The organism is Halobellus sp. EA9 (genome assembly GCF_051195055.1).
Lineage (GTDB): Archaea > Halobacteriota > Halobacteria > Halobacteriales > Haloferacaceae > Haloquadratum > Haloquadratum rubicundus.
Window position 1 is genome coordinate 232,934 of the sequence record NZ_JBNTJW010000004.1, and the last position, 12,719, is coordinate 245,652.

Consider the following 12,719-nt stretch of genomic DNA (forward strand, 5'->3'; position numbering starts at 1 on the left):
GATGCGCAAACACGTCTTCTTCGGCGGGAAGGGCGGCGTCGGCAAGACCACGATGTCGTCGGCGTACGCGCTCCGCTGTGCCCGCGCGGACCTGCGCACGCTGATCGTCTCGACGGACCCGGCCCACAGCACCTCCGACGTCTTCGACCAGCAGTTCGACGACGACCCCGCGTCGGTCGAGGGGATCGAGAACCTGGACGCGATGGAGATCGACCCCGAGGCCGAGACCGAGCGGCACCTGATGGAGACGAAACGGGCGATGAGCGACCAGGTGAGCGCCGCGATGGTCAACGAGATCGACCGCCAGATCGAGATGGCCCACCAGACGCCCGGCGCCTACGAGGCCGCGCTGATGGACCGCTTCATCGACGTGATGCGCGAGGCCGACGACTACGACCGCGTCGTCTTCGACACCTCGCCGACCGGAGGGACGCTTCGGCTCCTCTCTCTGCCGGAGATGCTCGAAGGATGGATCGACCGGCTCGCCCACAAGCGCGAGAAGGCGATCGAACTCTACGAGCGGGCGGCCATCGGCAACAACGAGCCCCGGCGGATGATGGACGGCGATCCGATCCTCGAACGGCTGCGCACCCGCAAGGAACGCTTCGAGTTCGCCGGCGATCGACTGCGAAACGACGCCGCCTTCTTCCTCGTCGTCAACCCCGACGAGCTGTCGCTCCGTGAGACGAGCCGCGCCATCGACGAACTCCAGTCCTACGGGCTCGACGTCCGCGGACTGGCGGTCAATCGACTCACGCCCGAGCCCGAAGACCACGAGGAGGGCCGCGGCGCCCGCTTCCTCCGCGACCGGGTCGAGACCGAGCGCGAGCACCTCGACGAGCTGCGGGAGTCGTTCGGCCCGCCGGTCGTCGCCGAGGTCGAGACCCGCGTCTCCGAGGTGAAAGGGAGTATCCTCGAAACGGTCGCGTCTGAGCTCGACATCGAGGTCGGCGTCGAGCCCGCCTCGACCCCGGAGTGACCGCTCGCTCGATCCGACACGCTCGGCCCGACGCTCGATCTCCCCGCAGTCGGACGGAATCCGTCCGCTCGCAGCCGATAAATGCGCTCAATGATCGTTAACATTATACGTGATTATTTCACAACCACGCGTGGGGTAATATCAATATGGTTCAGGTGCTATGGCTCGTCATAGCGGCACTCGCGTTGTTCAGCGGCGGGTACCTCGGGTACTCGAAGTATCTCGCGCAGTTCGTCGACCTCGACGACAGTCGCGAGACTCCGGCACATAAGTACGAGGACGGGCAGGAGTACGTCCCATCGAAGAAGCCCGTCCTCCTCGGCCACCACTACTCCAGCATCGCCGGCGGGGCGCCGATCGTCGGCCCGATCACCGCCGGCGTGCTCTGGGGCTGGCTGCCGGCGATCGCCTGGATCGCGATCGGCAACCCGCTGATGGGTGCCGTCCACGACTTCTCCGCGCTGTCGGCCAGCCTCCGACACGAGGGGAAGTCGATCGGCTACATCATCGGCGAGTACGTCGGCGAACGCGGCAAGAGTATGCTGCTGTGGTTCGCGTTCCTGACGATCATCCTCGTCGTGGCGGTGTTCGCCCTCGTCGTGGCGATCGTCTTCAACGCGTACCCGTCGGCGGCGACCGCGAGCCTGATCTACATCGGGCTGGCGGTCCTGCTCGGCGTCTGGCTGTACCAGCTCGACCTCCCGTTCCTCGTGGGGACCGGGCTGTTCGTCGCGCTGATGTTCGCCGGCGTCTGGGTCGGCATCCAGTACCCGCTCGCCCTGGTGCCGGGCGGCGACTACCCGGCGAACACCATCGTGCTGTTCGGCTCGAACCTCTCGTGGCTCCCGGCCGCGGGCGCGTTCGGCGCCAACACCGCGGCCTGGATCCCGATCATCCTGCTCTACGGCGCGATCGCGAGCGCGCTCCCGGTGTGGTTCCTGCTCCAGCCGCGTGACTACCTCTCGTCGTTCCTCCTGTACACCGGCGTCGGCGGCGCGCTGCTCGCCGTCATCGTCGGCACGCTCCTCGGGACGGCGAGCCAACCGCTCGTGACGAACCTCGAACCGTTCTACGGCTTTGTGGGCCGCAACGGCGCGCCGCTGTTCCCGCTGCTGTTCATCACGATCGCCTGCGGGACGATCAGCGGCTTCCACTCGCTGGTCTCGTCGGGCACGACCGCGAAGCAGCTGAACCGCGAGACCGACGCCCGCGCGATCGGGTACGGCGGGATGCTCGGTGAAGGACTGCTCGCGACGACCGCGCTCATCTGCGTCGCGCTCGTCGCGCCCGACGTCGGTGGCGGGATCGGCCTGGCGCTGCCGACGTTCGCGAGCGGCGGAGCCATCCTCCTCACGAGCTTCGGCGTCCCCCAGTCCTTCGGGGGGCCGTTTATGGCGCTCGTGCTCGTGAGCTTCCTCCTGACCTCGACCGACACGGCCGTCCGCCTGGGCCGCTACATGATGGAGGAGATCGTCGGCACGCCCGAGACGTCCGTCCAGTCCTTCGCCGCGGACCGCTACGGCAACGCCGCGGTGCAGACCATCCCGGCGTACATCCTCATCGCCAGCGGATCGTGGGCGACGCTCTGGCAGCTCTTCGGCGGTGCGAACCAGCTGCTGGCGGCGCTGGCGCTCCTGACCGCGACCGTCTGGCTGGCCAACTGGGACGACTCGAAGCAGCTCCTCAGCACCGGCGGTCCGATGGCCGTGATGGTCGTCATCACCGTCTCGGGGCTCCTGTGGCTGGCCTTCTACAGCAACCTCTACACGAAGTTCCTCGACCCCGCCTGGATGGCGGACGCGACGATCGTCCAGATGCTGTCGGCGGTGACGCAGATCGCCCTCGCGCTCGTGTTGGTGTACCTCGGGCTCTCGCTCGTGAAGATGGGGTACGACAACATCGAGGCGGTCCGGAGCGGCGAGCGCTCCGGCGGGTTCTCGCCGGGCGACGACTGAGCCCGGAAGATCCGCGTTCCGAACCGCCGCTCTTTCCTCTCGGTCCCTTCTCGCCGAACGGCTACCGTCCGCCGACCAGCCGCGCCACCGCCCCGCGTAACCGCCCGAGCAGCCCCTGCCGTCGGTCCGCCGGGGGCACGTCACGCCACAGCGCGAACGCCTCCGCGGAGTCGGCGCTCTCGCTCTTTACGATCGCCTCGCGCTCGGGCGCGACGACCCCGACGTTGACCTCGTAGTGGCCGTAGTAGCCGAACTTCAACAGATTCCGGTCGCGGAAGCCCTCGACGAACTCCGCGACGTCCGCGGGGATCTCCTCGGCGACGAGGACGAAGGTGAAGTCCGTCCCGAAGTGCTCCTCGTCGGGGACGAGCCACTCCGCGGAGTCGGCGAGGTCGTGGCCGAGTTCGATCAGCCGTTCCAGGTCCGCGACGGTCGGCCGGTCCCGCCGCCGGGCGAACAGGAACTCCCGGTGCTCGTGGTTCGCGTAGTCGAGCGCGGGGTGGAAGAAGTGCTTCTGGCTCTCCATCCGCATCTCGGCGTAGAGGGCGAACCGCTCGCCGCCGACCGCGCGGTCCCGTTCGAGGTCGTAGTTGAACATCAGGCGGTCCGAGACCCGGTCGAGGTACTCGTCGTCCCAGACTGGGACGTCGTCGAGGTCGATGCCGACCTCCTCGGCCGCCTCGACCGGATCGAACGGCTCGGACTGTTCGGACATCAGTCCTCGGCGTCGTAGGCGACGGCGTCGCCGTCGACGGCGGGCGCGCCGATCGCGAGCACGACGACGTCCCCGTCGGCGTCGTCGGGGTTGTAGGCCCGCTGGGGGCTCTCGGGGTCGACCGCGAACAGCTCGTCGGTCTCGACCTCGAAGGACGCCTCGGGCGTCTCGACGGCGAGCGTCCCAGAGAGGACGTAGAACGCCTCCTCCTGTTCCTCGTGGTAGTGGTACGCGAGCGGCAGCTGCTCGCCCGGCTCGGCGCGGAAGCGATTGATCGCCATATTCCCGAGCCCCGCGGCCGCCCCCAGGCGACGCAGTTCGCACGGCCGCTCGTCTGCCGGCTCCACGTCCTCGTAACCCACGGTCCGATATCCCATACCCGCACACTCCGCATACAGGCACTAAAGCCGCTCGGGACCGGCGCCATCTTCCCCCAATTTTAATGTCGTTTGCCTCCCTTACGTCGGTACGATGCGCACGAACGACAACACCGAGTCCTGCGGGCGCTGTGCGATGTCGACGGTCGTGGACACGACCGATCCCGACGTCGAGGGCCCCTTCGAGGGCGATCGGATCGAGGTCGACGAGGACTCGCTCCGTCGCGCCTCCCCGAGCGCGTGGCTCAGCGGCGTCGTCAGCCGGCTGGACCGGGCCGCGACCGACTTCATCCACGGGCGCTGAGCGGCGTCTCGCGTCCTCGCGCCGCGAAACCGTTCGATGCGGTGTGGCGGACGGTCCCACGGTCCGGAGTAGAGTTTTATACTTCCCCGTCCCTACCCCGTCAGAAGCGATGGAAGAGAGCGTCTCCGGATTCAAGGTTCGGGGCTCGTGGGGCGACGTCGTCGAGCACGGCGAACGCATCACCCGCGCGCTCCGCGACGCCGGCGTCGAGGGGGAGGCCTTCGAGGAGTGGGACGAGTGGCGCCCGAAGTCCCACGAGCGCCTCTCGAAGGACGTGAGCGAGAAGACCGCCGTCCAGGCCAGCGTCGCCGAAGGCGAGGGCGAGAAGGCCGGCAAGGGTCCCGACGAGGACCTCCAGACGGCGGGCGAGCGCCTTTCCGAATCGTACGAGCGCGTCGAGGAGGGCGACAGCGACGGCGCCGTCGAGCGCTGGTCGGAGTCGCTCGGGTACGTCGCCCGCGCCGCCGACTCCGCCGGCCGCCGGGCGCTCCGCCGGGTCGAGAACACGGTCTACCAGCGCGTGATGACCCAACTGGCGCCCTACTACTTCGACAACGAGCTCGTGAGCGCCAACATCCAGAAGTCCGCCCGCGGCGACGACGAGGTGACGTTCATCTTCGAGGTGAACATCAACGACGACGACCTCAAAGACGAGGTCAGCGGCCGGCTCGCGGCGTTCGACGACGAGGTGACCCGCTGGCACGTCGACACCCCGAAGGAGACAGAAACCGCAGAGGCCGCAGAGGGCGTCGAGCCGCCCGAGTCCGAGGAGCGCTCGCGCTCGACGACGAACTGAGAACGGGGCGGGCGCCGGTGCCGCGCCGCGGACCGCCAACAGTCATACTCCCCGCCTCGTATCTCCAGGTATGTCCGACCCGCTCCGGATCGAGTCCGGCGAACTGACCGCCGCGGAGATCCTCGAGGCGCTCCGGGAGGGGCGCCGTGTCGTCGTCGAGGCCGAACTGCTCGGCGGCACCCACGAACTCTCGCTCCGGCACGACGGCGAGACCTACTACTGCGACACGCCGACGACGCTCCACAAGCACGACGACGAGGCGGAGATGCTCGCCTGCATCGAGAAGATGGGCTACGCGCGGGCGGAGTAGCGCCGTCGACGCCCCGCCGCCGCCCCGCCGATGACCCGCGGACCGGAACTGCCGCTACCCCGGACTTTAGTCGCGTCGGCGGTGAACGGCGTGTATGGCCGACGTACCAGAGATGAGCGACCTCCTGGAGACCGAGGATCCGGGGTTCCAGCAGGTGCTGGCCTGCGTCTTCGGGATCCAGCGCCACGAGAGCCGGACCTACCTCACGCTGCTCGACAATCCGGGCAGCACCGTCGCGGAGCTCGCGGACATCCTCGACCGCGACCGGAGCAACGTCAACCGCTCGCTGACGACGCTGATGGAGAAGGGCCTCGCCGCGCGGGAGCGACGCCTCCTCGATTCGGGCGGGTACATCTACCAGTACACCGCGACCGACCTCCCCGAGGCCAAGGAGATGCTCCACGACGCCCTCGACGAGTGGGTCGAGCGCGTCCACCGGAGCATCGACGAGTACGGCGCCGAAGAGGCGGCCTAGCGCGTCGGCCGCCGGTCGACGGCCCCGTCGGACGCGCGAACCGCCCTCCTTTTCACCGGCGAACGCGAGGAGTCCCACAATGAGCCTCGAACTCACCGCGCCCGCGCCCGACGCCCCGGACGTCGCCGACGACGGCGTCTGGCTCGCGGACATCGAGACCGGCGAGACGTACGCGCCGTTCGACGAGATCAGGTACACCGGCGAGGACGGCAACCTTCTCGAAGTCCGCTACGCCGACCCGCCGACGTTCGAGGACTTCCGAGGCCAGGGCCGCGGCGTCTGGCGCTACCGCGCCGCACTCCCCTTCGACGAGGGCGTCAGCCTCCCCGAGGGCGACACGCCGCTCCACGAGGCGCCGCGCCTGCGCGAGTCGATCGGCGTCGAGACCCTCCGCGTCAAACACGAGGGGATGAACCCCACCGGGTCGTTCAAGGATCGGGGAATGACCGTCGGCGTCCGCGTCGCGCGGGAACTCGGCGTCGACCGCCTCGCGTGCGCCTCGACGGGGAACACCTCCGCGGCGCTGGCGGCCTACGGCGCCCGCGGCGGGATGGAGACGCTCGTCCTCCTCCCCTCGGGGAAGGTCGCCGCCGGCAAGATCGCTCAGGCGGCGCTCCACGACGCCCGCATCCTGGAGGTCGACGGCAACTTCGACGCCTGTCTCGACATCGTCCAGGACCTCGCTCGGCGCGGCGAGGTGTACCTCCTCAATTCGCTCAATCCCTTCCGCCTGGAGGGCCAGAAGACGATCGGCCTCGAAATCTTAGAGGAGTTCCGCGACGACTACGGCCGCTTCCCCGACCGGATCGTCCTCCCCGTCGGCAATGCGGGCAACACCTCCGCGCTCTACAAGGCCTTCCGCGAGCTCGTCCAGTCCGGCGCGCTCGACCCCAGCGAGGTCCCGAAGCTCACCGGCGTCCAGGCCGAGGGCGCCGCGCCGATGGTCGAGGCCGTCGAGCACGGCTGGGCGGACACAGAGCGCTGGGAGGAAGTCGAGACCCGCGCGACCGCGATCCGGATCGGCAACCCCGTGAACGCGCCGAAGGCGCTGCCCGGCATCCGCGAGACCGGCGGGACCGCCGTCTCCGTCTCCGACGACGCCATCACCGAGGCCCAGCGCGACCTCGCGAAGGAGGGCATCGGCGTCGAGCCCGCCTCGGCGGCCTCGGTCGCCGGGCTGAAGAAACTCCGCGACAGGGGCGTCGTCGACGCCGACGAGGACGTCGTCTGTCTCACCACCGGCCACCTGCTGAAGGACCCCGACGCGGCCTTCGAGGCCGGCGGCGACCCCGAGCCCGTCGCCAACGACACCCAGGCCGTGTTGGAACACATCGGCGCGAAATAGGGTCGGCCCTCCCGCTCACTCGTCGCCGTGCAGACGTCCGTTCGCCGCCCGTCTGACGGGCATTCTTGAGGGTATGGTACTACGTACCACATATGGCCTCGTCGTCGTCACCGACCTCCTCGGGCGGCGACGCGCCCGGCCCGAATCCCGAGCGCGCGGCGCGTCCGCTGCTCGTCGATCGGATCGCCGAACTGGAGGAGGAACACGAACGGCTCGCAGCGGCGAACGCCGAACTGGAGCGGGAGAATGAACGCCTGGAGCGGAAGGACGAACGCCTGGAGCGGCGTCTCCGCCGTCGCCGCCGCGAGCGTCAGGACGTGATCGATCGCTACGAGCGACAGCTCCGCCGGCGGACGGCCGAACTGGAACGCGAGCGCGACCGGAGCGACGAGCGGCGGACCGGGGCTCGTGGGCGCATCGCCGCCGTGCTCGCGATCGGGCGGCGGTTCGCCGAACGCTGTCCCGGATTTGGATCGACAGAGCAGCGTAGAAGGTGACAGAGCGGCGCCGAGTGGCTACTCCTCGTCGCGGTCGTCCTGGCCGTTGAGCGTGAGGTAGGTGACGTCGATCATCCGCTCGTCGGCGAGGATCGTCTCGACCACCTCTTGGGGAACGGGGTCGTCGAGGTTGTAGACGGTGAGCGCCTCGCCGCCCTCCTCGTCGCGGCGGGCGTTGAACATCCCCGCGATGTTGATGTCGTAGTCGCCGAGCACCGAGCCGATGAAGCCGATGACGCCCGGCCTGTCGGCGTTGCGGGCGACGAGCATCTTTCCGTGGGGGATCGCGTCGACCCGGTACCCGTCGATCTTGACGATCCGCGGGTCCTCGCCCGCGAAGAGCGTCCCGCAGACGCTCAGGGACTCGTCGTCGTTGCCGACGCGGACCGTCACGAGGCTCTGGAAGTCCTCGGACTGGAGGCGCTTCGACTCCGTGACGTCGATGCCGCGCTCCTCGGCGATCTGCGGCGCGTTCACGGCGTTGACCTGCCACTCCAGCGGCTCGAAGACGCCCTTCAGCGCGGAGGCGGTGACGAGCTCGACGTCCTCCTCGGCGATGTCGCCCTCGTACTCGACCTCGACCGAGGAGATCCGGCCGTCGAGCAGTTGCGCGGCGATCTTCCCGGCTGTCTCGGCGAGGCCGATGTACGGTCGAATGCGCGGGAACACGCTCTCGTCGACCGAGGGCGCGTTCAGCGCGTTCATCACGGGCTCGCCCGCGAACGCGGCGTCGATCTGGTCGGCGATCGAGGTGGCGACGTTCTCCTGGGCGGCCTCGGTGGAGGCGCCCAGGTGCGGCGTCACGACGATCTCGTCGACGTCCAGGAGGGGACTGTCCGGCGAGACGGGCTCGTCGGCGAAGACGTCGACCGCCGCGCCGTCGAGGACGCCGTCGTCGACCGCCGCCGCGAGCGCGTCCTCGTCGACGACGCCGCCGCGGGCGCAGTTGACGAGGAAGCCGCCGCCCATCAGTTCGAGCTCCTCGGTCGAGACCATCCCCTCGGTCTCGGGGGTCAGCGGCGTGTGGACCGTCAGGAAGTCCGCCGCTTCGAGGCACTCCTCGAACTCGACCAGTTCCGCGCCGAGGCGCTCGGCGCGCTCCTCGCTGATGTAGGGGTCGAAGGCGACCAGATCCATCCCGAGTCCGTCGAGCCGCTTTGCGACCTCCTGGCCGACGCGGCCGAGGCCGACGATGCCCAGGGTCTTGCCGTTGAGTTCGGTGCCGAGGTAGTCGCTCTTGGCCCACTCGCCGTCCTTCAGGCGGGCGTGGGCCTGCGGGATCGAGCGCGCCGCGGCGAACGACATCGCGACCGTGTGCTCGGCGGCCGCGCGGACGTTCCCCTCCGGCGCGTTGGCGACGATCACGCCGTGTTCGGTGGCGGCGTCGATGTCGATGTTGTCGACGCCGATCCCGGCGCGACCGACGATGACGAGGTCGGGTGCGGCCTCGAAGACCGCCTCGGTGACCTCGGTTCCGGACCGAACGACGAGCGCGTTGGCGTCCGAGACGGCCGAAAGAAGCGCTTCGCCCTCCACGTCGTAGGCTGTCTCTACGTCGTGGCCCGACGAGCGGAGGCGTTCGAGCCCCGCGTCGTCGATCGGGTCCGTAATAAGCACCTTCATATGCTCACCCCTATCTCGCTTCCAGGGTTAAACGTTTCTTCTCGCCGCTGACGAGGGTTTGAGCCCTGTTATCGACTACCGTGGCGTCGCGGATAGGAGATTTGAAAGCCTCCGCTTGCGATTTCCGGGTATGCGACTCGTGGCCTTCGACTTCGACGGAACGCTTTCGGACTCGGAGATGACGGTCCTCCTCGGCGAGCGGATGGACGTCGCAGACCGGATGGCGGACATCACGGAACGCGCGATGAACGACGAGCTCTCCTACGCCGAGAGCCTCCGCGAGCGCGCGTCGCTCCTCGACGGCCTCGAGGCGGAGGGCGCCGAGGAGGCCTTCGGCCAGGTGCGGCTCCGCCCCGGCGCGGCCGACCTCATCGAGCGCCTGCGCGACGCCGGCCACCACGTCGCGATCCTCACCGGCGGCTTCGAGCGCGGCGTCGAGCGCGCGCTGGAGCGCGAGGGCGTCGAGGTCGACACCATCGTCGCCAACAGGCTCCCGATCGAGGGCGGGCGCCTCACCGGCGACGTCGAGGGGCCGCTCATCACGGGCACGAAGGACGACGCCCTGGAGTCGCTCGCGGACGATCTCGACGTCCCCCTCTCGCGGACGATCGCGGTCGGCGACGGCGCCAACGACCTCCCGATGCTGGAGGTCGCGGGGCTCTCTGTCGGCTACCTCCCGAAGGACGCCGTCCGCCCCGCCTGCGACGTTGTCGTCGCCTCGATGTACCGGCTCGGGAAGGTGCTGGAGGGGTACAACGTCGTCAAGCCGTCCGAGGCATAGCGATCACTCCGCGTCCGCGACGTTCGCGTTCCGCATCGCCGCGAGATCGGCCGCCAGCGCCTCGGCGATGGCCTCCGAGAGCCCCGGCGGGACGGCGTTGCCGACGACCTTCAACTGCGTGCTCTTGGGCCCCTGGAACACGTAGTCGTCGGGGAACGACTGGAGGATCGCGCACTCGCGGACGGTCCCCACGCGGTTCTCGACGGGGTGGATGAACGCCGCGTTGTGGTTCTCCTTGACCGTGATCGAGGGCTCGTCGCGGGGGAGCCGCCGCCAGCTGTCGCCGTAGCTCTCGTAGAGGCTCTCGCCGGGTTCGACCTCGGCGATGCGCTCTCGCATCTCCTCGGAGTGGTCGGTCTTGTCGTGGTTCGGCAGGCCCTCGATTTCCCTCTCCAGGAGGGCCTCCTCGACGGTCACGTACGGCTTCAGCCGCTTTCCGGTGAGCGTCGCCTGCTTCGAGGGGCCGTGGGTGCACTCGGGGTAAGTCGGAACGGAGCCGTCGCGACGCCCCTGGAAGATCACCCGGCGGCGGTTCTGCGGGACGCCGTAGTCGGCGGCGTTGAGCGTCTCGTAGGCGGGCTTCTCGTAGCCCGCGCGCTCGAAGCCCTCCAGGATCGCCCGGAGGGTGTCGCCGTCCTCCATCGACTTGATCCCGGGGACGTTCTCCATCGCGAACGCGTCCGGTTCGACGAACTCGACGAAGTCGATGAAGTTCCCCACCAGGTAGTTCCGCTCGTCGTCGGGGTCGCGGTGGCCGGCGATGCTGAACCCCTTGCACGGCGGGCCGCCGATCACGACGTCGATCTCGTCCGCGTCGATCGGATGCGACTCGAAGAACTCGGCGGGCTCGACCGCCGAGAGATCCGCCTGGATCGCCAGCGCGTCCTCGTGGTTGTGCTCGTAGGTCGCGAGGAAGTTGGCCTCGACGTCGACGCCGGCGACGACGTCGTAGCCGCCCTGCAGGAACCCCTCCGAGAGGCCCCCGCCGCCGCAGAAGAGATCGAGCACGCGGATCGACGATCGATCGAGGTCTGTGTCCGGCATTCGCGGGTTTCTCCGAGACTCGTCGCCGACCGTATTTAAAAATCGCGGGCCGGGAGTCCGACCCGGAACGCTCGACCGATCGCGCCTCCCATTACTGTTCGGCGCGCCGTGCCGCGCACCGGTACCCCTCGTCGGTCTCTGCGAGTTCGCCTCGCTCGACTAACTCCGCCAGCGCGCGCTCGACCTCGGCCTCGCTCAGGCCGCTCCCTTCGAGGGTCTGGAGGACTTGGTCCTTCGAGAGGGCCACGAGGCGCTCGCCGTCGCAGTTCAGATCGACGATCTGTTGGACCAACTCCAGGGTGTTTTCGGATGGGTGCGTGGACACGGTGCGTTCTCGCTACCGGATCATCGGGGGCAGAGGTAATAAGTGATCGTACAATTGTGAACTCGGGTTCCGTTTGTCAGTGTTCCCGCACAGTGGTCACTCTCGCCGTTTACCGCCGAACGCTACCCCCGGGAACGGCGTTCGGCGGTAAACAGTGAGAGTAATCACTATCAGTCGCCCGCCGTCCGCGCCCGCTGGCGCGCGGCCTCGACGCTCTCGCCGTCGCGCAGGACGGCGTCGACGAACAGCTCGCCCGCCTTGTACGACGAGCGCACCATCGGCCCCGACGCGCAGTAGAGGAAGCCGAGTTCCTCCTCGGCGACCCGCCGCCACGTCTCGAAGGCGTCGGGGTGGACGTACTCGAAGACGTCCAGGTGCGACCGCGAGGGCTGGAGGTACTGGCCGAGGGTCACGATGTCGACGTCCGCTTCCCGAAGATCCGAGAGCGTCTGGTAGATCTCGTGGTCGTACTCGCCGAGGCCGAGCATCAGGCTCGTCTTGGTGTAGACCTCGGACTCCTCGGACACCTGTTCGAGCACCGACAGCGACTGCTCGTAGCCCGCGCGGCGGTCCCGGACGGGCCACTGGAGCCGCTCTACGGTCTCGACGTTGTGCGCGATCACGTCGGGACCGGCGTCGACGATCTTCCGTACCAATCGGGGCTCGCCCTGGAAGTCGGGGATGAGCACCTCGACGAGGATGCCGGGATCCCGCTCTTTGATCTCGCGGATGGTCTCGGCGAAGTGGCCCGCGCCCTGGTCGGGCAGGTCGTCGCGGTCGACGGAGGTGAGCACGACGTAGTCCAGGCCGATCTCGGCGACCGCGTCGGCGACGTTCGCGGGCTCGTCGGGGTCGAGCGCCTCCATTCCCCCCGTTTCGACGTCGCAGAAGTTACAGCCGCGCGAGCAGCGGTCGCCCATCAGCATGAACGTCGCCGTGCCGGGGCCGTTGCGGCCGCTCCAGCACTCGCCCATATTCGGGCAGTTCGCCTCCTCACAGACCGTGTGGAGGTCCCGATCCCGGAGCGTCTCCTTGATGTCGGTGAACCGACGCCCCGACGGCGGTCGCATCTTCAGCCAGTCCGGCTTCCGCCTGCCCGTGCCGCTCATATGCCTACCTTTGTGCGCCCGAGCAAAAGCCTGCGGGTGACCGGCCCACCCTCACCGCGGGGGTCGGTTTCGGCGTCGAGTCCG

The 12,719-nt window shown here is 68.8% G+C and carries 15 protein-coding genes; 9 read left to right on the plus strand and 6 right to left on the minus strand.

Features of this window, described 5'->3' with window-relative positions; all coding sequences use genetic code 11:
• Window position 1 precedes the first annotated feature (1 nt).
• Both ACQUQ0_RS07315 and ACQUQ0_RS07320 read left to right on the plus strand, forming a co-directional pair.
• The gene (locus ACQUQ0_RS07315) at window positions 2-979 is read left to right on the plus strand and encodes an ArsA family ATPase (protein ID WP_435184204.1); all 978 of its coding nucleotides are present in this window, start codon (window positions 2-4) and stop codon (window positions 977-979) included.
• A 146-nt stretch (window positions 980-1,125) separates the two neighbouring features.
• Window positions 1,126-2,934 carry a carbon starvation CstA family protein gene (locus ACQUQ0_RS07320; RefSeq protein ID WP_435184205.1) on the plus strand — a complete coding sequence of 603 codons (1,809 nt, stop codon included), beginning with the start codon at window positions 1,126-1,128 and terminating at the stop codon, window positions 2,932-2,934.
• Between the two features lie 61 nt (window positions 2,935-2,995).
• Here the strand turns inward: ACQUQ0_RS07320 and ACQUQ0_RS07325 are convergent, their stop codons facing one another.
• A complete protein-coding gene (locus tag ACQUQ0_RS07325; RefSeq protein WP_435184208.1) occupies window positions 2,996-3,649 on the minus strand; it encodes a hypothetical protein in 654 nt (217 codons plus the stop codon).
• Window positions 3,649-4,026 carry a cupin domain-containing protein gene (locus tag ACQUQ0_RS07330; RefSeq protein ID WP_435184210.1) on the minus strand — a complete coding sequence of 126 codons (378 nt, stop codon included), beginning with the start codon at window positions 4,024-4,026 and terminating at the stop codon, window positions 3,649-3,651. Before ACQUQ0_RS07330 ends, ACQUQ0_RS07325 begins: the two co-directional genes overlap by 1 nt.
• A gap of 94 nt (window positions 4,027-4,120) precedes the next feature.
• Between ACQUQ0_RS07330 and ACQUQ0_RS07335 the strand changes: the two genes are divergently transcribed.
• The 6 genes from ACQUQ0_RS07335 to ACQUQ0_RS07360 all read left to right on the plus strand — a co-directional run bounded on the left by ACQUQ0_RS07335 (window position 4,121) and on the right by ACQUQ0_RS07360 (window position 7,753).
• Window positions 4,121-4,330, plus strand: coding sequence for a hypothetical protein (locus ACQUQ0_RS07335; protein WP_435184212.1), 210 nt, complete (start codon window positions 4,121-4,123; stop codon window positions 4,328-4,330).
• A gap of 109 nt (window positions 4,331-4,439) precedes the next feature.
• Window positions 4,440-5,126, plus strand: coding sequence for a DUF5828 family protein (locus ACQUQ0_RS07340; protein ID WP_435184213.1), 687 nt, complete (start codon window positions 4,440-4,442; stop codon window positions 5,124-5,126).
• A 70-nt stretch (window positions 5,127-5,196) separates the two neighbouring features.
• A complete protein-coding gene (locus ACQUQ0_RS07345) occupies window positions 5,197-5,436 on the plus strand; it encodes a hypothetical protein (RefSeq protein WP_435184215.1) in 240 nt (79 codons plus the stop codon).
• Between the two features lie 94 nt (window positions 5,437-5,530).
• Window positions 5,531-5,911: a helix-turn-helix domain-containing protein gene (locus ACQUQ0_RS07350; protein WP_435184217.1), complete on the plus strand. Its 381-nt coding sequence runs from the start codon at window positions 5,531-5,533 to the stop codon at window positions 5,909-5,911.
• 79 nt (window positions 5,912-5,990) lie between these two features.
• A complete protein-coding gene (gene thrC, locus ACQUQ0_RS07355) occupies window positions 5,991-7,256 on the plus strand; it encodes a threonine synthase (RefSeq protein WP_435184218.1) in 1,266 nt (421 codons plus the stop codon).
• Between the two features lie 92 nt (window positions 7,257-7,348).
• Window positions 7,349-7,753 (plus strand): hypothetical protein, encoded by a 405-nt coding sequence (locus tag ACQUQ0_RS07360; protein ID WP_435184219.1) that lies wholly within the window; start codon window positions 7,349-7,351, stop codon window positions 7,751-7,753.
• Window positions 7,754-7,771: 18 nt separating this feature from the next.
• Here the strand turns inward: ACQUQ0_RS07360 and serA are convergent, their stop codons facing one another.
• On the minus strand, window positions 7,772-9,376 hold the full coding sequence (serA, locus tag ACQUQ0_RS07365) for a phosphoglycerate dehydrogenase (RefSeq protein WP_435184220.1): 1,605 nt from the start codon (window positions 9,374-9,376) through the stop codon (window positions 7,772-7,774).
• A gap of 130 nt (window positions 9,377-9,506) precedes the next feature.
• On the opposite strand from serA, the gene serB reads away from it, so the two are divergent.
• Window positions 9,507-10,157, plus strand: a complete 651-nt coding sequence (gene serB, locus ACQUQ0_RS07370) for a phosphoserine phosphatase SerB (RefSeq protein ID WP_435184222.1) — start codon at window positions 9,507-9,509, stop codon at window positions 10,155-10,157.
• A gap of 3 nt (window positions 10,158-10,160) precedes the next feature.
• On the opposite strand, the gene ACQUQ0_RS07375 is transcribed toward serB, so the two are convergent.
• The 3 genes from ACQUQ0_RS07375 to lipA all read right to left on the minus strand — a co-directional run bounded on the left by ACQUQ0_RS07375 (window position 10,161) and on the right by lipA (window position 12,635).
• Window positions 10,161-11,201 (minus strand): DNA cytosine methyltransferase, encoded by a 1,041-nt coding sequence (locus tag ACQUQ0_RS07375; RefSeq protein ID WP_435184225.1) that lies wholly within the window; start codon window positions 11,199-11,201, stop codon window positions 10,161-10,163.
• Between the two features lie 91 nt (window positions 11,202-11,292).
• Window positions 11,293-11,526, minus strand: a complete 234-nt coding sequence (locus ACQUQ0_RS07380) for a hypothetical protein (protein WP_435184227.1) — start codon at window positions 11,524-11,526, stop codon at window positions 11,293-11,295.
• A 170-nt stretch (window positions 11,527-11,696) separates the two neighbouring features.
• Complete coding sequence (gene lipA, locus ACQUQ0_RS07385; protein ID WP_435184228.1) at window positions 11,697-12,635, minus strand: lipoyl synthase; 939 nt, start codon at window positions 12,633-12,635, stop codon at window positions 11,697-11,699.
• Between the last annotated feature and the right edge of the window lie 84 nt (window positions 12,636-12,719).

Excerpts from the sequence above, each read along its gene's own strand:
- ACQUQ0_RS07345 (WP_435184215.1), top strand. The coding sequence starts at position 5,197 with ATGTCCGACCCGCTCCGGATCGAGTCCGGCGAACTGACCGCCGCGGAG.
- ACQUQ0_RS07335 (WP_435184212.1), top strand. The coding sequence starts at position 4,121 with ATGCGCACGAACGACAACACCGAGTCCTGCGGGCGCTGTGCGATGTCG.
- ACQUQ0_RS07320 (WP_435184205.1), top strand. The coding sequence starts at position 1,126 with ATGGTTCAGGTGCTATGGCTCGTCATAGCGGCACTCGCGTTGTTCAGC.
- serB (WP_435184222.1), top strand. The coding sequence starts at position 9,507 with ATGCGACTCGTGGCCTTCGACTTCGACGGAACGCTTTCGGACTCGGAG.
- ACQUQ0_RS07315 (WP_435184204.1), top strand. The coding sequence starts at position 2 with ATGCGCAAACACGTCTTCTTCGGCGGGAAGGGCGGCGTCGGCAAGACC.
- serA (WP_435184220.1), bottom strand. The coding sequence starts at position 9,376 with ATGAAGGTGCTTATTACGGACCCGATCGACGACGCGGGGCTCGAACGC.
- ACQUQ0_RS07350 (WP_435184217.1), top strand. The coding sequence starts at position 5,531 with ATGGCCGACGTACCAGAGATGAGCGACCTCCTGGAGACCGAGGATCCG.
- thrC (WP_435184218.1), top strand. The coding sequence starts at position 5,991 with ATGAGCCTCGAACTCACCGCGCCCGCGCCCGACGCCCCGGACGTCGCC.
- ACQUQ0_RS07340 (WP_435184213.1), top strand. The coding sequence starts at position 4,440 with ATGGAAGAGAGCGTCTCCGGATTCAAGGTTCGGGGCTCGTGGGGCGAC.
- ACQUQ0_RS07325 (WP_435184208.1), bottom strand. The coding sequence starts at position 3,649 with ATGTCCGAACAGTCCGAGCCGTTCGATCCGGTCGAGGCGGCCGAGGAG.
- ACQUQ0_RS07330 (WP_435184210.1), bottom strand. The coding sequence starts at position 4,026 with ATGGGATATCGGACCGTGGGTTACGAGGACGTGGAGCCGGCAGACGAG.
- ACQUQ0_RS07375 (WP_435184225.1), bottom strand. The coding sequence starts at position 11,201 with ATGCCGGACACAGACCTCGATCGATCGTCGATCCGCGTGCTCGATCTC.
- lipA (WP_435184228.1), bottom strand. The coding sequence starts at position 12,635 with ATGAGCGGCACGGGCAGGCGGAAGCCGGACTGGCTGAAGATGCGACCG.
- ACQUQ0_RS07360 (WP_435184219.1), top strand. The coding sequence starts at position 7,349 with ATGGCCTCGTCGTCGTCACCGACCTCCTCGGGCGGCGACGCGCCCGGC.